This is a genomic window from Caballeronia grimmiae, assembly GCF_000698555.1.
GTDB classification, from domain to species: domain Bacteria; phylum Pseudomonadota; class Gammaproteobacteria; order Burkholderiales; family Burkholderiaceae; genus Caballeronia; species Caballeronia grimmiae.
Genome location: NZ_JFHE01000004.1, coordinates 1 through 20,074, shown reverse-complemented (window position 1 = coordinate 20,074; position 20,074 = coordinate 1). Strand labels below are relative to the sequence as shown.

Annotated in this window: 15 protein-coding genes and 3 pseudogenes; 14 read left to right on the top strand and 4 right to left on the bottom strand. The window is 64.6% G+C overall.

What is annotated here, in order from left to right:
- Nucleotides 1–131 precede the first annotated feature (131 nt).
- From BG57_RS06105 to BG57_RS06090, 4 genes are all read left to right on the top strand, one after another.
- Nucleotides 132–629, top strand: coding sequence for a hypothetical protein (locus BG57_RS06105; RefSeq protein ID WP_035961889.1), 498 nt, complete (start codon nucleotides 132–134; stop codon nucleotides 627–629).
- 163 nt (nucleotides 630–792) lie between these two features.
- The gene (locus tag BG57_RS06100) at nucleotides 793–1,167 is read left to right on the top strand and encodes a DUF427 domain-containing protein (protein ID WP_035961278.1); all 375 of its coding nucleotides are present in this window, start codon (nucleotides 793–795) and stop codon (nucleotides 1,165–1,167) included.
- A 105-nt stretch (nucleotides 1,168–1,272) separates the two neighbouring features.
- Complete coding sequence (locus tag BG57_RS06095; protein ID WP_035961276.1) at nucleotides 1,273–2,082, top strand: SRPBCC family protein; 810 nt, start codon at nucleotides 1,273–1,275, stop codon at nucleotides 2,080–2,082.
- A 742-nt stretch (nucleotides 2,083–2,824) separates the two neighbouring features.
- Nucleotides 2,825–3,445, top strand: coding sequence for a cysteine hydrolase family protein (locus BG57_RS06090; protein WP_035961275.1), 621 nt, complete (start codon nucleotides 2,825–2,827; stop codon nucleotides 3,443–3,445).
- 16 nt (nucleotides 3,446–3,461) lie between these two features.
- Here the strand turns inward: BG57_RS06090 and BG57_RS06085 are convergent, their stop codons facing one another.
- Nucleotides 3,462–4,106, bottom strand: coding sequence for a TetR family transcriptional regulator (locus tag BG57_RS06085; protein ID WP_035961888.1), 645 nt, complete (start codon nucleotides 4,104–4,106; stop codon nucleotides 3,462–3,464).
- A gap of 375 nt (nucleotides 4,107–4,481) precedes the next feature.
- Here BG57_RS06085 and BG57_RS06080 point away from each other — a divergent pair, with 375 nt between their 5' ends.
- From BG57_RS06080 to BG57_RS32450, 6 genes and pseudogenes are all read left to right on the top strand, one after another.
- Complete coding sequence (locus BG57_RS06080; protein ID WP_035961273.1) at nucleotides 4,482–5,711, top strand: efflux RND transporter periplasmic adaptor subunit; 1,230 nt, start codon at nucleotides 4,482–4,484, stop codon at nucleotides 5,709–5,711.
- An 18-nt stretch (nucleotides 5,712–5,729) separates the two neighbouring features.
- The gene (locus tag BG57_RS06075) at nucleotides 5,730–8,921 is read left to right on the top strand and encodes an efflux RND transporter permease subunit (RefSeq protein WP_035961270.1); all 3,192 of its coding nucleotides are present in this window, start codon (nucleotides 5,730–5,732) and stop codon (nucleotides 8,919–8,921) included.
- A 1-nt stretch (nucleotide 8,922) separates the two neighbouring features.
- On the top strand, nucleotides 8,923–10,443 hold the full coding sequence (locus BG57_RS06070) for an efflux transporter outer membrane subunit (RefSeq protein ID WP_035961269.1): 1,521 nt from the start codon (nucleotides 8,923–8,925) through the stop codon (nucleotides 10,441–10,443).
- Nucleotides 10,444–10,552: 109 nt separating this feature from the next.
- A pseudogene (locus BG57_RS06065) lies at nucleotides 10,553–10,948 on the top strand (TolC family protein); the annotation flags it as partial.
- A 109-nt stretch (nucleotides 10,949–11,057) separates the two neighbouring features.
- Nucleotides 11,058–11,453, top strand: a pseudogene (locus tag BG57_RS06060) (TolC family protein); the annotation flags it as partial.
- A gap of 109 nt (nucleotides 11,454–11,562) precedes the next feature.
- Nucleotides 11,563–11,904 (top strand): annotated as a pseudogene (locus BG57_RS32450) (TolC family protein); the annotation flags it as partial.
- A gap of 63 nt (nucleotides 11,905–11,967) precedes the next feature.
- Here BG57_RS32450 and BG57_RS06050 read toward each other — a convergent pair.
- Nucleotides 11,968–13,371 carry a nucleobase:cation symporter-2 family protein gene (locus tag BG57_RS06050; protein ID WP_035961261.1) on the bottom strand — a complete coding sequence of 468 codons (1,404 nt, stop codon included), beginning with the start codon at nucleotides 13,369–13,371 and terminating at the stop codon, nucleotides 11,968–11,970.
- Nucleotides 13,372–13,714: 343 nt separating this feature from the next.
- On the opposite strand from BG57_RS06050, the gene BG57_RS06045 reads away from it, so the two are divergent.
- From BG57_RS06045 to fghA, 4 genes are all read left to right on the top strand, one after another.
- Nucleotides 13,715–15,127: a xylulokinase gene (locus BG57_RS06045; RefSeq protein WP_035961258.1), complete on the top strand. Its 1,413-nt coding sequence runs from the start codon at nucleotides 13,715–13,717 to the stop codon at nucleotides 15,125–15,127.
- A 107-nt stretch (nucleotides 15,128–15,234) separates the two neighbouring features.
- Entirely contained in the window at nucleotides 15,235–16,449 is a 1,215-nt protein-coding gene (locus BG57_RS06040; protein ID WP_035961257.1) for an AGE family epimerase/isomerase, read from the top strand.
- A gap of 35 nt (nucleotides 16,450–16,484) precedes the next feature.
- Nucleotides 16,485–17,591, top strand: coding sequence for an S-(hydroxymethyl)glutathione dehydrogenase/class III alcohol dehydrogenase (locus BG57_RS06035; RefSeq protein WP_035961252.1), 1,107 nt, complete (start codon nucleotides 16,485–16,487; stop codon nucleotides 17,589–17,591).
- Nucleotides 17,592–17,606: 15 nt separating this feature from the next.
- Nucleotides 17,607–18,455 (top strand): S-formylglutathione hydrolase, encoded by an 849-nt coding sequence (gene fghA, locus BG57_RS06030; RefSeq protein ID WP_035961249.1) that lies wholly within the window; start codon nucleotides 17,607–17,609, stop codon nucleotides 18,453–18,455.
- A 51-nt stretch (nucleotides 18,456–18,506) separates the two neighbouring features.
- On the opposite strand, the gene BG57_RS06025 is transcribed toward fghA, so the two are convergent.
- Both BG57_RS06025 and BG57_RS06020 read right to left on the bottom strand, forming a co-directional pair.
- Complete coding sequence (locus BG57_RS06025) at nucleotides 18,507–19,295, bottom strand: metal ABC transporter permease (protein ID WP_035961246.1); 789 nt, start codon at nucleotides 19,293–19,295, stop codon at nucleotides 18,507–18,509.
- Nucleotides 19,288–20,074 (bottom strand): ATP-binding cassette domain-containing protein (locus BG57_RS06020; RefSeq protein WP_035961242.1); only part of this gene is annotated, 787 nt, incomplete at its 5' end. The genes BG57_RS06025 and BG57_RS06020, both read right to left, overlap by 8 nt.

Here is a 20,074-nt window from a genome sequence, read left to right as displayed (position 1 = left end):
CGGGCGCGGCGGGCACGCAGCGTGCTTTTCTGGCTGCGGTGCCCTATCGCGCTGAAGTTGCGCATCGGGGCGTGACGTCGCTGGCGCTCCGGCGCGCGGCGGCATCGGAAAAGGAGCCAATAACGATGACGATGACGAGCAAAACGGGAAAGCTGGCGGCGACGCTGCTGGCGACGGCGCTGTGCGCGGGATTCACGAGCGGCGCATGGGCGCAGGCGGCGAGCGGCGTGAATGCCGCGAGCGCCGGCACGGCCGAAACCGGCAGCGCGGGCAACAGCAACGGCGGTGGCCTGCCGCAGATCGAGCAACAAGGTGAGGTGTCGTACACGTCGGGCGGCGTCGGTCTCGACGAATCGCGCGCATTGTTGCGCGAACAGGCGCACTGGCCGCTGTCGCTGCGCTTCACGGGCCCGACCGCCGACTATCTGTCGGGCGTGCACGTGCGGATCGTTGGCGGGAAGGGCGGCGAAGTGCTCAGTACGGAATCGATGGGCCCTTACATGCTCGTCAAGCTGCCGCCGGGCAATTACACCGTCTACGCCAAGTACAAGGACCAGGAGAAGAAGCAGGCCGTCAGCGTGTCCGGGCCGGGCAAGGCCAAGGCGGCGTTCCACTGGAACATTCAATGATGCGGTGAGCCGCGCATCAGGACTGCCCCTCCCTCGCGGCAGGAGTTTGTCTCATAATCAAGTCACGAGCCGGCTTCGGCTGCCTCGTGACTTTTTTGTGACCTGTGACGGGGCGCACGGCGCGCCTCGCGACTCTCTGAACCGCAGCGCGGAGGACAGCACGATGAGCACGGATCTGAACGACGGGCAAGCGACGCACCGCATCGAGATTTTGCCGAACGCCCGGCGCTGCCGCGTGATCCACCAGGGCGTCACCTTCGCCGACACGCATGCAGCCCTCACGCTGAGCGAAACGGGGCACGAGAACGTTTACTATTTTCCGCGCGCCGACGTCAACATGGCTCGGCTCGAACGCTCGATTCACACGTCGCACTGCCCGTTCAAGGGCGATGCCACCTACTACCATCTGCTCACCGAGGACGGTCCGGTCGAAAACGCCGTCTGGAGTTACGAAAACCCGCTCGACGCCGTGGCTGTCATCAAGGGCTATCTGGCGTTTTACCCATCGCGGGTCGATCGCATCGACGTGACTTCTTAGCGAGCCGCCGCACAGACGCGCGTTCGCCGGCGTGCCAAAACAAGCGAAAGAAATCGACAGCGAACGCAAGCCAGCGTCAGGCGTTTTTCGTCCCCGGAGGGTCGGATGGAAGTCACGGAAGCGTTGCGCGTGCCGCTCGACCCGGCGCACGTCCGGGAGGCGCTCTGCGACCTCGCGTTACTGCGGGCGAGCCTCGAAAACTGCGAGTCCTTTGCACGCACGCCGGCCGGCGAATACGCGCTGACGCTCGTCGTACCGCTCGGCGCGCTGCGGGCGCGGTACGAGGTGCGGGCGCATCCGGCGGGGCGCACGCGGCAGGGCGGCAGCGTCGAGCCGCACTCGCACTCGCACGACCGCGCGGACGAAGACGGCTGCGCCCGCACGCTCAGTTTCAAGGCGCGCAGCGAGGGCGTCGGCTCGTTGCGCGGGCAGATTGCCGTCGCGCTGAATGCGGAGGACGACGGCCGCGCCACGTGGATCGAGTACACGGTCTGGGCGACGGTCACGGGGCCGCTCGCCGGTTTGCCGCCGCGCCAGATCGAAAATGCGCTGCGCGAATGCGCCGACGACTTTTTCGCGGAATTCTGCGAAGTCGTGCGCGCGAAGCATGGCTTGCCGTCGATGCGCGCGGCAGGCGAGCGCACGCGCCGTCATGTGTTCTTGCGGCCGGGCGGGATGTCGGCGGCGTTCTCGCGTCGCACGGGAGCGACGGCGCGCGCGATGCATCACGCATCCGGCGATGCCGCCGCGAGCGGCGTGCTGCGGCATCGGCTGGGCGCGCATGCGTTGGGGGCGCATGAGCGGGAGCATCGGCATGATCCGCATCCGCTGGGATTGCCGGGCTGGGCGTGGGCAGCGATGCTGGTTTGTATCGCGGCGCTGGTGTTCTTTGCGCCGCGGGCGGGGCTGCAATAAGGAAACGCGATCGGATTCGAGTTCGGGCCGTTCATTCGAAGCGGCTGCGGTTCTTATCGAAACAGCACCATGAGCCGATCGAGCCGCGTCGGCGGCAGCGCGATTGCGCCGTTGTTTTGCGACGAATCCATACATCAGGAAGTCGGGCGTCCAGTAAAGCTCTGCTTTCCCGGCAGCAAAAATAAGCGGGTTCCGCGAGCAGTTTGATATTGGAGGTGCGATAAAGGTGTAGCCGCATTCTTTATCTGACTGTGCAGAAACCGCCGTCGGCTTCAGACGTCCCGGAGATGAACGATACGCTCTCCCTCCGGCGTTCGGCTTTCTGATAACGCTTCCACGCACCATTCGTTAGTGCCAGTAGCAGAAAAACCCCGATCAGGATTCTGGCGAACGTCGATATGCGCCGCGCGCTGTCGCCTTGCTTTGCCAATTGGGATCAAAGCTCGGCCAAGAGCGCGCCGAAGAGAACAACCGTCGCCATAAGTGCCGCCAAGCCGCTTGGCCAGCAAGAGGGCATGTTTGATTCCGAGAAGGGTGTCTGAATCAGCAGCGGCGGAAGAGGGGAGATGAAACCGCGCGGCACGACTCATCGTCGAGGCGCGGAGCGATTTATTACGATCGCTGCAGCAGCGTTGCGCCCGACTGACGCGCGCTGCATCGGCACAACCGGGACTCCACCGTCGAACCGGCGCTGATTTTGAATCGACGCTACAGTCTCCGTTTCACCGCTCAAGGACCACTCATGCCCCGCCGCGCCCTGATCGTCATCGACGTGCAGAACGAATACGTCACCGGCAACCTGCCGATCGAATATCCCGATGTGAACGTGTCGCTCGCCAATATCGGCCGCGCGATGGATGCCGCCGACGCCCACGGCGTGCCGATCGTCGTCGTGCAGAACTTCGCGCCCGCCGCCGCGCCGATTTTCGCTCGCGGTTCAGCGATGGCGGAACTGCATGAATCGGTGGCCGAACGCCCGCGCGCGCACTACGTCGAAAAGTCGCTGCCGAGTGCGTTTGCAGGCACCGATCTCGCCGAATGGCTTGCGGCGCACGACATCGACACCATCGTGATCGCCGGCTACATGACCCACAATTGCGACGATTCCACCGTCCGTCATGCCGTCCACGCGGGCTTCTCGGTGGAATTTCTCGTCGATGCGACCGGCGCCGTGCCGTATGAGAACCGGGCGGGCCGCGCGAGCGCCGAAGAGATTCATCGCGTGTTCACGGTGGTGATGCAGTCGCGGTTCGCCGCCGTGCTGACCACGGACGAATGGATCGCCGCACTCGAAACCGCCGAGCCGCCCGCACGCGACAACATCTACGCGTCAAATCAGCGCGCGCGTTTCGGCGAGCGCTGAACGAAGCCTTTCAGCGTCACGCGCTCGCGGGCATCAATAGAGCGGGACTGGAGCGCAGCGCGTCGAAGCACGCGTCGATCAGCGCTTCCGAATCCTGTGCGGGATCGACGCTTTCCGGCAGCATCAGCGAGTCGTGCAGGATGCCGGTGAACAGCGCATGCAGCAGCGTGGTGGCGCGGCGCGTGTCGAGCGCGGCAGGCAACTGCTGTTTGTCGATGGCGTTGCGCAGCGCGCGCTCGATGCGTTCCCGTCCGTCGCGCATGTTGTTCTGGTGACGCTCGCGGACCGGCCCCATCTCTTCGACGAACTCGCATTTCAGAAACAGGATGTCGAACACGCGGCGGCGGTGTTCGTCGGCGGTGATGTTGCGCATGCACCAGACGAAAATCTCGCGGATGTGCGCGAGCGGGTCCGGCTCCTTGCCGTCGAGCGTCGCTTCGATTAGCTCGTCGAGCGGCAGCAGGCTGCGGTCGAACATCGCGTTGAAGAGGTCTCCCTTGTTCGCGAAGTGCCAGTAGATCGCGCCGCGCGTCACGCCCGCCGCCTGCGCAATGTCCGCAAGCGACGTCCGCGATACGCCTTTTCCATAGAAAACGCGTTCGGCGGCGTCCAGAATGCGGTTGCGCGTCTCCTGCGCTTCTTCCTTGGTTCGTCTGACCATGTTCGTAGTGACAGCAGCCGCTGGCGGCAGCGCGCCGGCGGATAGTGCGAAAGGATTGACAGGAAGCATTTGGGCTCGTCAAGCCCGATGCAGCGGATGATTGTTACGGCAGTAATCCGCCCAGTAGCGGATTTTTACATTCGTTCGTGAATGTATTTATAATACCACCCCACACGACGACAGGACCGATGCAACTGCTTACCGGTCAACTTTCGTCACCACCGATGTTCAGATCCGCCAGCGGCGCCAGCGGCTTCAGCCAAGGTCGCGGTCCGAGGGCTCACAGATGCGCGCGTCGGCATTGAGGCGACGAGTTGCTTCTTGTTGTTGAGAAGCACGCGTTTTTTTCGCTACCAGTTACAAAGAGGTCGCTCCATGCGCTTCGAAAGGGTTCCCTATCACCTCGTGAGTGCCGCAACGGCTGCCATGCTGCTGGCGGCATGCGGGCAAAAACAATCGGCCCCGCCGCCGCAGACGCCCGAAGTCGGCGTCGTGACGGTCCAGCCGACCGCCGTGCCGGTCACGGCCGAACTGCCGGGCCGCACGAGCGCGTATCTCGTCGCCCAGGTGCGGGCGCGCGTCGACGGCGTCGTGCTGCGCCGTGAATTCACCGAAGGCAGCATCGTCAAGGCGGGTCAGCGGCTCTACAAGATCGACCCGGCGCCGTACATCGCCCAGTTGAACAATGCGAAGGCATCGCTTGCGAAGGCGCAGGCGAATCTCGCGTCGACGACCGCGCAGGCGAATCGCTACAAGGTGCTCGTCGCCGCGAACGCCGTCAGCAAGCAGGACTACGACAACGCCGTCGCCTCGCAAGGCCAGGCCGCAGCGGACGTGGCAGCCGGCAAGGCCGCCGTCGATGCCGCGCAGATCAACCTCGGCTATACCGACGTCGTCTCGCCGGTGACGGGTCAGGTCGGCATCTCGCAGGTCACGCCGGGTGCCTACGTGCAGGCGAGCCAGGCGACGCTGTTGGCGACCGTACAGCAGCTCGATCCCACATACGTCGATCTCACGCAGTCGAGTCTCGATGGCCTCAAGCTGCGTCGCCAGATTCAGGAAGGGCGTCTGACGACGAGCGGCCCGAACGCCGCGAAGGTCTCGCTTGTGCTGGAAGACGGCCGCATCTATTCGGAGAAGGGCAAGCTGCAATTCACCGATGTCACCGTCGATCCGACCACCGGCTCCGTCACGGTCCGCGCGATCTTCCAGAACAAGGACCGCGTGCTGTTGCCGGGCATGTTCGTGCGCGGGCGCATCGAAGAGGGCGTGAATCCGAGCGCGCTCGTCGTGCCGCAGATCGGCATCACGCATGACCAGAAGGGCACGCCGACCGCGCTCGTCGTCGGCGACGACAACAAGGTCATGCTGCGCCAGCTCGTCACGTCCGGCACCTACGGGCAGAACTGGGTCGTCGAAAGCGGCCTCAAGGCGGGTGACCGCGTGATCGTGCAGGGCGTCGACAAGGTCCGTCCGGGTGCGGAAGTGAAGGTCGTGCCCGCGCAACTGCCGGCAACGGCCGGGGGAGCCTCGCAGGCGAGCGATGCGCAAGCCGCACAAGCCGCGTCGTCCGCTCAACCCGCATCTGCTGCCTCGGGCGCGTAACAACCAGGAGCCCGCCTCATGGCAAAGTTCTTCATCGATCGCCCGATTTTCGCGTGGGTGATCGCCATCGTTCTGATGCTCGCGGGTGTCGCGTCCATCTTCACGTTGCCGGTCGCGCAGTATCCGACCATCGCGCCGCCGGGCGTGCAGATCAGCGCGACGTATCCGGGCGCTTCGGCGAAAACGGTCGAAAACACCGTGACGCAGGTGATCGAGCAGCAGATGAGCGGTCTCGACCACTTGCTGTATCTGTCGTCGACTTCGGATGACTCCGGCACCGCCACCATCACGCTGACGTTCGCGCCAGGCACGAATCCGGATATCGCGCAGGTGCAGGTGCAGAACAAGCTGCAGCTCGCGACGCCGCTTCTGCCGCAAGTCGTGCAGCAGCTCGGCACCAAGGTCACGAAGTCGAGCAACAGCTTCCTGCTGGTGCTCGCGTTCGTGTCGGAAGACGGCAGCATGTCCAAGTACGACCTCGCGAACTACGTGGCGTCGCACATTCAGGATCCGGTCAGCCGTCTCGACGGCGTCGGCACGGTCACGCTGTTCGGCTCGCAATACGCGATGCGGATCTGGCTCAACGCCAACAAGCTCAACAATTTCGGCCTCACGCCGGTCGATGTCCAGGCCGCGCTGCAGGCGCAGAACGTTCAGGTCGCGGGCGGTTCGCTGGGCGGCACGCCGTCGGTGCCGGGGCAGATGCTGCAGGCGACCATCACCGAAGCGACGCTGCTTTCCACGCCCGAGCAATTCGGCAATGTGCTGCTGAAGGTGAATCAGGACGGCTCGCAAGTGCGCCTGAAGGACGTGGCGCGCATCGAGCTGGGCGGCGAGAACTACAACTTCGACACGAAGTACAGCGGCCAGCCCGCGGCGGGCTTCGGCATTCAGCTCGCAACCGGCGCGAACGCGCTCGCGACCGCGAAGGCCGTGCGTCAGAAGATCGACGAGTTGTCGAAGTACTTCCCGCACGGGCTCGTCGTGAAGTACCCGTATGACACGACGCCGTTCGTGCGGCTGTCGATCGAGGACGTGGTCAAGACGCTGATCGAAGGCATCGTGCTGGTGTTCCTCGTGATGTATCTGTTCCTGCAGAACCTGCGCGCGACGCTGATTCCGACCATCGCGGTGCCGGTCGTTCTGCTCGGCACGTTCGCGATCATGGGGGCGGTGGGCTTCTCGATCAATACGCTGTCGATGTTCGGTCTCGTGCTCGCGATCGGTCTGTTGGTGGACGATGCGATCGTGGTCGTGGAGAACGTCGAGCGGGTGATGGCGGAGGAGGGCTTGCCGCCACGCGAGGCGACGCGCAAGGCGATGGGCCAGATCACCGGCGCGCTGGTGGGCGTGGCGCTCGTGCTGTCGGCGGTGTTCGTGCCGGTGGCGCTGTCGGGCGGCTCGGTCGGCGCGATCTATCGGCAGTTCTCGCTGACGATCGTCTCCGCGATGGTGCTGTCCGTGCTGACCGCGCTGATTCTGACGCCGGCGCTTTGCGCGACGATCCTGAAGCCGATTCCACAGGGTCATCACGAACAGAAGAAGGGCTTCTTCGGCTGGTTCAACCGCACCTTCGACAAGAGCCGCGACAAATACCATTCGGGCGTCTATCACGTCATCAGGCGTTCGGGACGGTGGCTGCTGATCTATCTGGTCGTGATCGTCGCGGTGGGCTTGCTGTTCGTGAAGCTGCCCAAGTCGTTCCTGCCGGATGAAGACCAGGGCACGATGTTCGTACTGGTGCAGACGCCGGCCGGCTCGACGCAGGAGACCACGGCGCGCGCGCTGAAGGACGTGTCGGACTACCTGCTGAACGACGAAAAGTCGATCGTCGAATCGACGTTCACGGTCAACGGTTTCAGCTTCGCGGGGCGTGGCCAGAACGCGGGTCTCGTGTTCGTGCGGATGAAGGACTACGCGCAGCGCCAGAAGGGCGACCAGAAGGTGCAGGCGCTGGTCGGCCGGCTGTTCGGGCGCTTCTCCGGCTACAAGAACGCGGTGGTGTTCCCGGTCAATCCGCCGTCGATTCCCGAACTCGGCACGGCAGCGGGCTTCGACTTCGAACTGCAGGATCGTGCGGGCGTGGGCCACGAAGCGCTGATGAACGCGCGTAACCAGTTGCTGGGCATGGCCGCGAAGGATCCGTCGCTTGCGCAGGTGCGTCCGAACGGCCTGAACGATACGCCGCAGTTCAAGGTGAACATCGATCGCGAGAAGGCGCTGGCGCTCGGCGTGACGGCTGTAGCGATCGACCAGACGTTCTCGATCGCGTGGGCATCGGCGTATGTGAACAACTTCCTCGATACGGATAGCCGGATCAAGAAGGTGTACCTGCAGGGCGACGCGCCATTCCGCATGACGCCGGAAAATCTGAGCGACTGGTACGTTCGCAACGGATCGGGCGGCATGGTGCCGTTCTCCGCGTTCGCCACCGGCAACTGGACTTACGGCTCACCGAAGCTCGAGCGCTACAACGGTATTTCGTCGGTCGAAATCCAGGGCGCGGCGGCTCCCGGCAAGTCCACCGGCCAGGCGATGCAGGCGATGGAAGCGCTCGCGGCGAAGCTGCCGGCAGGCATCGGCTTCGAATGGACGGGCTTGTCGTATCAGGAAATCCAGTCCGGTTCGCAGGCGCCGATTCTGTACGGCATCTCGATCCTCGTCGTGTTCCTGTGTCTCGCGGCGCTATATGAAAGCTGGTCGATTCCGTTCTCGGTCATCATGGTGGTGCCGCTCGGCGTGATCGGCGCGCTGCTTGCCGTGACGCTGCGCGGGCTGGAGAACGACGTGTTCTTCCAGGTCGGCCTGCTGACGACCGTCGGCTTGTCGGCGAAGAACGCGATTCTGATCGTCGAGTTTGCGCGGGAGCTGCAGATATCGGAAAAGATGGGTCCGATCGAAGCAGCGATGGAAGCAGCCCGCCTGCGCTTGCGTCCGATTCTGATGACGTCGCTCGCGTTCATTCTCGGCGTGATGCCGCTTGCGATCAGCAACGGCGCGGGCTCGGCAAGCCAGCACGCGATTGGTACGGGCGTGATCGGCGGGATGCTGACGGCGACCTTCCTCGCGATCTTCATGGTGCCGATGTTCTTCGTCGTGATCCGCGCGCAGTTCAGCGGCGACAAGGAAAACCCGGAAGTCGCGCTGGAGCACTACCAGCAGCACCATCCCGACGAGCAGCATTCGCGCGATGGCAACGAAGGACACTGACATGCGTAGACTTTCTTTGATGGCGGCGGCCGTCGCGATTCTGGCGACGGGCTGCACGATGGAGCCGAAGTACGAGCGCCCCGCCGCGCCCGTGTCGACGACGTTTCCGACCGGCGGCGTCTACGCGACGCAGCCGGGCGCGGGCGAGGGTGCGCGCACTGCGCAGGGCGTCTCGGGCGCGGAGATCGGCTGGCGTGACTTTTTCGTCGATGCGCGGCTGCAGCGGCTCATCGATATCGCGCTGAAGAACAACCGCGATCTGCGCGCGTCGGTGCTGAATATTCAGGCGGCGCAGGCGCAGTATCGAATCGTGCGTTCGGAGCTGTTCCCGGCGATCAACGCGCAGGCCGATCAGTCGAAGCAGCGCACGCCGCGCAATCTGTCGTTCTTCGACCGGACCATTTCGAACACGTATTCCGTTGGCCTGAATGCGTCGTGGGAGATCGATCTGTTCGGCCGCGTGCAGAGCTTGCGGGATCAGGCGCTCGCGCAGTATTTCTCGACGGCGTATGCCCGCAAGGCGTTCGAGATTTCGCTGATCTCGCAGGTTGCCGCGCAGTATCTGCAAGTGCTGCAAGCGGATGATCTGCTGCAGGTCACCGAGCAGACGCTGAAGACGGCGCAGGAGTCGTACAACATCGTCAAGCTGCAGTTCGACAACGGCACCGCGTCCGAACTCGATCTGAGCCAGTCGCAGACGGTGGTCGAGACGGCAGCGGCGAACTATCAGGCGCAGCAGCGTGCGCGGGCGCAGGCAGTGAACGCGCTCGTGCTGTTGCTCGGCGAACCGCTTCCGGACGATCTGCCGGCCGGCATGCCGCTGAACGAACAGGACCTGCTGACCGATATTCCGGCCGGCTTGCCGTCCAATCTGCTGACGCGTCGCCCGGACATCATGGAGGCGGAGCAGAACCTGCTGGCGGCGAACGCGAACATCGGTGCGGCGCGGGCGGCGTTCTTCCCGAGCATTTCGCTGACGGGCAGCTTCGGCACGCTCAGCCCGACGCTCGGCGGTCTCTTCAAGCCGGGTTCCGCTGCATGGAGCTTCGCGCCGACGATCACGCTGCCGATCTTCCAGGGCGGGCAGAATCAGGCGAATCTCGATCTGGCGAACATCCAGAAGAACATCCAGATCGCGCAGTACGAGAAGGCGATTCAATCCGCCTTCCGCGATGTCGCCGATGGCCTCGCCGCACGCGGCACCTACGATCAGCAAATCCAGGCGCTGGAACGCGATACCGCCGCGCAACAGCGTCGTCTGGACTTGTCGACGATGCGTTACCGGCAAGGCGTCGACAGCTATCTCGGCGTGCTGACCGCGCAGCAGGACTTGTACTCCGTGCAGCAGACGCTCATCACCGCGCGCACCGAACGGCTGGCCAATCTGGTCACGCTGTATCAGGCGCTCGGCGGCGGGTGGATCGAGCATACCGGCGATCAGCCGCGCCCCGCGGACGCGCCCGCCGATGTCGGATCGGCAAGCGCACCGCAGACGGCATCGTCGCCTGCGGCAGCGGGATGATCTACATTCCTGCGCCTCATCAGTAAGTCGAAGCCCGGCCATCGCGCCGGGCTTTTTTTCGTCTGTCCCCGGCCGCTTGCCTGCGCTTCGATACATTTGGTTTGCCGTCGTCGAATTTCATCAGTACGAGAAGGCGATTCAATCCGCCTTCCGCGACGTCGCCGATGGCCTCGCCGCACGCGGCACCTACGACCAGCAAATCCAGGCGCTAGAACGCGATACCGCTGCGCAACAGCGTCGTCTGGACTTGTCGACGATGCGTTACCGGCAAGGCGTCGACAGCTATCTCGGCGTGCTGACCGCGCAGCAGGACTTGTACTCCGTGCAGCAGACGCTCATCACCGCGCGCACCGAACGGCTGGCCAATCTGGTCACGCTGTATCAGGCGCTCGGCGGCGGGTGGATCGAGCATACCGGCGATCAGCCGCGCCCCGCGGACGCGCCCGCCGATGTCGGATCGGCAAGCGCACCGCAGACGGCATCGTCGCCTGCGGCAGCGGGATGATCTACATTCCTGCGCCTCATCAGTAAGTCGAAGCCCGGCCATCGCGCCGGGCTTTTTTTCGTCTGTCCCCGGCCGCTTGCCTGCGCTTCGATACATTTGGTTTGCCGTCGTCGAATTTCATCAGTACGAGAAGGCGATTCAATCCGCCTTCCGCGACGTCGCCGATGGCCTCGCCGCACGCGGCACCTACGACCAGCAAATCCAGGCGCTAGAACGCGATACCGCTGCGCAACAGCGTCGTCTGGACTTGTCGACGATGCGTTACCGGCAAGGCGTCGACAGCTATCTCGGCGTGCTGACCGCGCAGCAGGACTTGTACTCCGTGCAGCAGACGCTCATCACCGCGCGCACCGAACGGCTGGCCAATCTGGTCACGCTGTATCAGGCGCTCGGCGGCGGGTGGATCGAGCATACCGGCGATCAGCCGCGCCCCGCGGACGCGCCCGCCGATGTCGGATCGGCAAGCGCACCGCAGACGGCATCGTCGCCTGCGGCAGCGGGATGATCTACATTCCTGCGCCTCATCAGTAAGTCGAAGCCCGGCCATCGCGCCGGGCTTTTTTTCGTCTGTCCCCGGCCGCTTGCCTGCGCTTCGATACATTTGGTTTGCCGTCGTCGAATTTCATCAGTACGAGAAGGCGATTCAATCCGCCTTCCGCGACGTCGCCGATGGCCTCGCCGCACGCGGCACCTACGACCAGCAAATCCAGGCGCTAGAACGCGATACCGCTGCGCAACAGCGTCGTCTGGACTTGTCGACGATGCGTTACCGGCAGGGCGTCGACAGCTATCTCGGCGTGCTGACCGCGCAGCAGGACTTGTATTCAGCGCAGCAGTCGTTGATCGTCGTGCGCACGCAGCGGCTGGCGAATATCGTCGCGTTGTATGGCGCGCTGGGCGGCGGGTGGGTCGAGCGCACCGGCGACGCGCCGCGCGCAGCCGACGCACCGGCATAAAAGAAAAAAGCGCCGCGGCTCATCACCGCGGCGCTCAACTCCACAACACGCCAGCACTTCCCCTTACTGCGCTTCCGACGCCCGCGCGGTTCCATCGAACTCATGCCCTGCGTGACGAATCTCGCAGCGCGCATCGCGCTCCTTGCGCACGCCGTTGAACACGATGTTCAGCACCACCGCCGACACCGAAGCCAGCAGAATGCCGCTGTGAAGGATCGGCTCCAGCGCGTGCGGCAACTGTGAAAAGAACTTCGGCGCGACCACCGGCACGAGGCCGAGCCCCACGCTCACCGCGACGATGAACAGGTTGTGGTGATTCTTCGCGAAGTCCACTTTCGACAGCACCTTGATGCCGTTCGCCGCCACCATGCCGAACATGACGATGCCCGCGCCGCCGAGCACGAACGGCGGCACCGATGCGACCACTTGCGCCATCTTCGGGAAGAGGCCGAGCAGCACGAGAATGACGCCGCCCGTCGCGCACACGAAGCGGCTCTTCACGCCGGTCACGCCGATCAGCCCGACGTTCTGCGAAAACGACGTATGCGGGAACGAGTTGAACACGCCGCCGATCAGCGTGCCGAGTCCGTCGACACGCAGGCCGCGCACGAGCGCCTTCTGATCGACCGGACGCTCGACCAGATCGCCGACCGCGAGGAACATGCCGGTCGATTCGATGAAGGTCACGAACATGACGATGACCATCGTCGCGACGGAGAGCGCATCGAAGTGCGGCAGGCCGAAGTGGAACGGCATCACGATGCCGACCCACGGCGTATGCGCGACGCCATCCATGCTGACGCGGCCGAGCATCGCGGCGATGACGAAGCCCGCGACGATCCCGAGCAGCACCGAGATATTCGCGATGAACCCCCGTGCGAACTTGTTGATGAGCAGGATCAGCGACAACACGATGAACGACAGCAGCAGATAGACCGGATTGCCGTAGTCCGGATTGCCGACGCCGCCCGCCGCCCAGTTGATGCCGACGCCCATCAGCGACAGCCCGATCACCGCGATCACCGTGCCGACCACGACCGGCGGGAAGAAGCGCAGGAGCTTGCCGATCATCGGCGCGAGAAAGATGCCGATGACGCCCGCGGCGATCGTCGCGCCGAAGACATCGAGAATGCCGAGCGACGGGTTCGTGCCGATCGCGACCATCGGGCCGACGGCGGCGAACGTGCAACCCATGATGACCGGCAGGCGGATGCCGAAGATCCACAGGCCGAGCGTCTGAATGAGCGTCGCGACGCCGCATGAGAAGAGGTCGGCGCTGATCAGGAATGCCACCTGATCCTTCGTGAGATGCATCGCTGCGCCGAGGATCAGCGGCACGGCGACGGCGCCTGCGTACATCACGAGGACGTGCTGTATGCCCAGTGTCAGAAGCTGACCCGTCGGCAGCCGCTCGTCGCATGGATGGACCTTCGCTTGCGCGTTCGCGTGGCTGTTGCTCGATGCCATGTCGTCTCCTTGATTGCCTATTCACTTGAATGGCCTTCAAGGTAAGTGCGTCAAAAAGCCCTAACAAGACCACGCGCCGCTATACGCCGCGTTCGCAAGCCGATATGGAAAACACGCGCGGCGGACGGCAAGATGACGTCGCAGCCCTTGCTGCAAGGGGTTTGACGCACACGCGGGGATTCCTGTCGTGTGACGAAAGGCTGCAAATTCGCGAGCGTCGTTATGATGTTCATCACGGCGTTCGTATAGTGGATTTTTCGCGCTGGGCGCGTTTCGGCGGGGTTTACCCGCGATTCACTCGTTTTCCCTAACCCTTTTCGAGCACCACCGGAGAAGTCATTCCATGCGTTTTCTTGGCATTGATCTGGGTACCGGTTCGATCAAACTCGCAATCGTCGATGAAGCGGCGCGCGAGGTCGCATCATCGAGTGCGGCGTATGCGGTATCGAGCGCGCATCCCGGCTGGGCCGAAACGTCCGCCGATGCGTGGCATGCCGCGCTCGTCGATGCCGCCGCGCGTTTGCCGTCGCACGAACGCGATGCGGTGAGCGCGATCGGCTTTTCCGGGCAGATGCACGGCGTCGTCCCGACGGCATCCGATGGCCGCGCACTGCGCCCCGCGATGCTCTGGCCCGACACGCGCGCACGCAGCCTGCTTGACGCGTGGCCCGAGCCGCAGCCCAATCCCGTCGCGCCCGGCATGGCGGGACCGTTGCTGCGCTGGCTCGCGATCAACGAACCTGAAGTCGCCGCCAGCATGGGATGGGCGTTGCAGCCGAAGGACTGGCTGCGCGTGCGGCTCGGCGGCGCGTTCGTCACCGATCCCTCCGACGCCTGCGCGACGGCTCTTGCCGCGCCTTCCGGCGAATGGGACGAGGCGCTCATCGACAGAGCCGGCTTGCCGCGCGAGTGGTTCGCGCCGCTGGCGGCATCGCATGGACACGGCGGCGTGTTGTCAGCGCAAGCGGCGGCGGAACTGGGCTTGCGCGCCGGTATCCCGATGGCGGTCGGCGCGGGCGATACGCCTTGCGCCGCGCTCGGCAGCGGCCTTATCGGCGATGGCGATGCGCTGCTGACCACGGGCAGCGGCGGGCAGATCGTCGTGATGTGCAAGGAAGCGCCGGCGTCGATGCGCGGCTTGCATACGTATCGCGGGGCGACCGGGACGTGGTATCGCATGGCCGCGATGCAGAACGTCGGTGTCGCGCTGGAAGCGGTGCGCGCCTGGCTCGGTTACGCAAGCTGGCCCGCCGCTTACGACGAGGCCTTCACCGCCGATGCCAGCGCCTCCGTCAGCTTCCTGCCGTACCTGAGCGGAGAACGCTCGCCGTGGATGAACCCGGCGGCGCGCGGCGGATGGCTGGGCCTCGGTCTCGACGATACCCGCGGCTCGCTGATGCGCGCCGCGTTCGAAGGCGTGGCATTCGCATTGCGCGCGGGGCTCGACGCGATTCGACACAGCGGCACGCCGTTGACCGCGATGCGTCTCGCGGGCGGCGGTTCCATCGATGCACGCTGGCGTCAGCTTCTCGCGGATGCGCTCGACGTCGAACTGCACGCCGTCGATTGCCCGAACGCGGCGGCGCACGGCGCGGCGATGCTCGGCGGCGTCGCGGCGCGGCATTGGCGCGCGACGGAACTCGCAGCGCTTGCGCCATCAGCGACGCGCGTCGCTTCGCCACGAGCCGACGCCGCGCTGCAGGACAGGCACGCGCGTTTCATCGATCTGTACGGGCGCGTCGAAAGCTGGTTCTGACGGCGCGCGCGTTAGCCCTTACACTTTGGCCTCGGCTTCACGTCCCTCGAGTCTCATCGAGCACGGCAGCGCCATCCGGCGCATCACGACAACATCGATCTTTCGCTATGTCCGCATCCGCACCGCCGCAACCCGACTTCCGCTCGCGCCACTTCCTGCTCGATCACGCGCTGCGCACGATGATCTTCTATCACCCGCACTGCATGGATCCCGCAGGCGGCTTCTATCATTTCTACAAGAACGACGGCACGATCTATGACCGCAAGACGCGTCATCTCGTGTCGAGCACGCGCTTCGTGTTCAACTACGCGATGGCGTACAAGCATTACGGTCTCGACGAGTATCGCGGCGGCGTGCGGCATGGCATCGACTATTTGCGCGAGTTTCATCGCAACCCGCAAACGGGCGGCTATGCATGGACGCTGAACGGCCGCGAAGTCACCGATGCGACCAATCATTGCTACGGCCTTGCGTTCGTCGTGCTCGCGTACGCAAAGGCGGTCGAAGCGGGCTTCGACGAAGCGCGCGCCTATCTCGACGAAACCTGGCAACTGATGGAAACGCGTTTCTGGGACGCCGAGCACGGTCTCTACAAGGACGAGGCGAGCGCGGACTGGAAGGTGTCGGAGTATCGCGGGCAGAACGCGAACATGCATGCATGCGAGGCGTTTCTCGCCGCGTTCGAGGCGACCGGCGAGACGCGTTATCTCGACCGCGCCGCGCTGCTCGCCGACAACATGGTGAACCGCCAGGCGGCGCTCGCGGGCGGCCTCGTGTGGGAGCATTACAAGCCGGACTGGTCGATCGACTGGGACTACAACAAGGGTGATCGCAGCAACATCTTCAGGCCGTGGGGCTTTCAGCCGGGGCATCAGACCGAATGGGCGAAGCTGCTGCTGATTCTCGACCGGCATCGGCCCGAAGCGTGGCATCTGCAACGCGCACGCGAACTGTTCGACCGCGCGCTGGCATCGTCGTGGGACGCCGAGCACGGCGGCATGGTCTATGGCTTCGACACCGAAGGCAAGTTCTACGACGAGGACAAATACTTCTGGGTGCAGGTGGAGTCGCTCGCGGCGGCGGCCTTGCTGGCGGACCGCATGCAGCGCGAAGGCGACGCCGATGCCGCCGCGCATTACTGGCGCGAGTACGACCGTCTGTGGGCCTATAGCTGGGCGCATTTCGTCGATCATCGGTACGGCGCGTGGTATCGCATCCTGAGCCGCGACAATCGCCAGTACAGCGACGAGAAAAGCCCCGCCGGCAAGACCGACTATCACACGATGGGTGCGTGCTACGAAGTCCTGAACGTCATCCGATGAATCAATCAAACGCAAGCAACCGAGGAAACTGAACGATGAAGACCAAAGCCGCCATCGCATGGAAAGCAGGCCAGCCGCTCACCATCGAGGAAGTCGATCTTGAAGGCCCGCGTGCGGGCGAAGTGCTGATCGAAGTGAAAGCGACGGGCATCTGCCACACCGACTACTACACGCTGTCGGGCGCGGACCCGGAAGGCATTTTTCCGGCGATTCTCGGCCATGAAGGCGCGGGCGTGATCGTCGATGTCGGGCCGGGCGTCGGCACGCTGAAGAAGGGCGATCACGTGATTCCGCTCTACACGCCGGAATGCCGCGAGTGCAAGTTCTGCTTGTCGCGCAAGACGAATCTCTGCCAGAAGATTCGCGCGACGCAAGGCAAGGGCCTCATGCCCGATGCGACCTCGCGCTTCTCGCTCGACGGCAAGCCGCTCTTTCACTACATGGGCACGTCGACGTTCTCGAACTACATCGTGGTCCCTGAAATCGCCGTGGCGAAGGTGCGTGAAGATGCGCCCTTCGACAAGATCTGCTACATCGGCTGCGGCGTGACGACGGGCGTCGGCGCGGTCGTGTATTCGGCGAAGGTGGAAGCGGGCGCGAACGTCGTCGTGTTCGGGCTGGGCGGCATCGGCCTGAACGTGATTCAGGGCGCGAAGATGGTCGGCGCGGACAAGATCATCGGCGTCGATATCAATCCGGGCCGTGTCGAACTGGCGAAGAAGTTCGGCATGACGCACTTCATCAACCCGAACGAAGTCGAGAACGTCGTCGATCACATCGTGCAACTGACCGATGGCGGCGCGGACTATTCGTTCGAATGCGTCGGCAACGTGAAGCTGATGCGTCAGGCGCTCGAATGCACGCACAAGGGCTGGGGACAGTCGTTCATCATCGGCGTGGCGGCGGCGGGCGAAGAAATCAGCACGCGTCCGTTCCAGCTCGTCACGGGCCGCGAGTGGAAGGGTTCGGCGTTCGGCGGCGCACGCGGCCGCACGGATGTGCCGAAGATCGTCGACTGGTACATGGAAGGCAAGATCAATATCGACGACCTCATCACGCATCACCTGAAGCTCGATCAGATCAACGACGGCTTCGACCTGATGAAGAAGGGCGAGTCGATCCGTTCCGTCGTCATCTATTGAGCGAAGGAGACCGCCATGCTCGAACTCATCGAGGAGCACCGTTGTTTCGATGGCGTGCAGCGCATCTATCGCCATGAGTCGGAAGCGATCGGCCTGCCGATGCGCTTTTCCGTCTTTCTCCCTGCGCAGGCCGCTTCGGCCAAGGTGCCGGCGCTGTTCTACCTCGCCGGCCTGACGTGCACCGAGGAGACGTTTCCGACCAAGGCGGGCGCACAGCGTTACGCGGCGGAACATGGCATCGCGCTGATCGCGCCGGATACGAGTCCGCGCGGCGCGGACATTCCCGGCGAGAAGGATGCGTGGGACTTCGGCGCGGGCGCGGGTTTTTACGTCGATGCGACGCGCGAGCCGTGGAGCAGGCGGTATCGCATGTACTCGTACGTGACGCAGGATTTGCGCCGCGCGGTGCTGGCCGAATTGCCCGTTCACGAGGACCGGCTAGGCATCTTCGGGCATTCGATGGGCGGGCATGGCGCGCTCGTGCTTGCGCTGCGCAATCCGGACATCTATCGCAGCGTGTCGGCGTTCGCGCCGATCGCCGCGCCGTCGCAATGTCCGTGGGGCGTGAAGGCGTTCACCGGCTATCTCGGCGACGACCGCGAAGCATGGAAGCAATACGATGCGAGCGAGCTAGTAAAGGGCGATGCCGCTTCGCGCTTCGAAGGCGGGATTCTGATCGATCAGGGACTGGCGGATCAGTTCCTCGCCGAGCAGCTTCATCCCGATGTGTTCGAGCGCAATGCGCGCGAGGCGGGACATAGCGTGACCGTGCGCCGGCATGAAGGCTATGACCACGGGTACTTCTTCATCTCGACGTTCGTCGGCGAGCATATCGCGCATCATGCGCGGGTGCTGTGCCGCTGAAGCACTGAAAAGCCGGTCGTGTCCGTCGCGGCGCGACCGTCTTCCCGGCGGTCAATGACCGCGCCGCCCCAGCAAGCTCCCTCCATACACCACCGCCGCGAGCATCGTGATCCAGAAGCTCGTCGGCCAGTCGGTGTAATAGGCGAGCGTCAATCCGATCCACGCCTGGCCGAGCGCGAACAGCGCCGCGAGCGCCAGTCCGGCCGACAAGCGCGTCGTCACGTTCTGTGCGGCAGCGGCCGGCCCGACCATCAGCGCGAACACGAGCAGCACGCCGACGATCTGCGTGCACGCCGCGACCGCGAGCGCCGTGATCGCGAGAAACAGCACCGACACGAGCCGCAGCGATACGCCTTTCGCCTCCGCCAGCTCCGGCTGCAGCGACGCGAACAGCAGCGGCCGCATGATGACGCCGAGCGCGAGCAGGCTCACCGCCGCGAGTCCCGCCAGCAGGACGAGCGTCGCGTGGTTCACGCCGAGCACGTTGCCGAACAGCAGCGCGGTCGCTTGCGTCGCATACGCGGTGAAGAAATGCAGGAACAGCAGGCCGAAGCCGAGCGATAACGAAAGAATTACGCCGATGGCCACATCGCGGCCCGACAGTTTCTCGCCGAGCGCGCCCATGCCGACGCCCGCGGCGAGCGTGAAGCCGACCATGCCCCAGATCGGCGGCATGCCGAGCAGCACCGCGCCTGTGGCGCCGGTGAAGCCGACGTGCGATAGCGCGTGACCCGCGAAGGTCTGTCCGCGCATCACGAGAAAGTAGCCGACGATCCCCGACAGCACCGCGACGATCCCCGACGCCGCGAATGCATTCACCATGAAGTCGTATTCAAACATTGTGCGTGTGCTTTCCCTTCTTGCCGTGACCGTGCGCGGAGCCATGCGCGTGGTCGTGCCCGTGATCGTGTTCATGCTCGTGCCCATCGCCTCCCTCGTGCGCGTGGTCGAGCTTGTCGATTTCGACATCGCCGGACATCACGAAGATGCGGCCATTCACGCGCATCACGTCGATGGGCGAGCCGTAAAGACGCGACAGCACGGGCCTCGTGATGACCTCTTCGACGGTGCCGAGCGCCGCGCGCCCGTTGCCGAGGTACAGCACGCGATCGAGCGAATTCAGGAGCGGATTCAGTTCATGCGCCGAAAACAGCACGGTGATGTTCAGCTCGCGCTGCACGCGCCGCACCAGTTCGACGACGCCGGTCTGATGACGCGGATCGAGGCTGATGAGCGGCTCGTCGAGCAGCAGCAGACGCGGATTGCCGAGCAGACATTGCGCGAGCAACAGCCGCTGACGCTCGCCGCCCGATAGCTCCGACAGCGGCCGGGCCGCCAGTTGCCGCGCGTCGACGAGATCGAGCACGCGCTCGACATCAGCGCGAATGCGGGCATTGCGATGCGGCAAGCCCCAGCGATGTCCGTCCGCCGCCATCGCGACGAAATCGCGGCCCAGCACGCGGCGGCCCGCGAGTCCGCTGCGAATCTGCGGCATATAGCCGATGGATGCATTGCCGCGCATCACCGCTTCGCCGTTCACGCGGATCGCGCCGGAGGCGACCGGCACGAGGCCGAGCAGGGCGCGCATCAGCGTGGTCTTGCCCGCGCCGTTCGGCCCG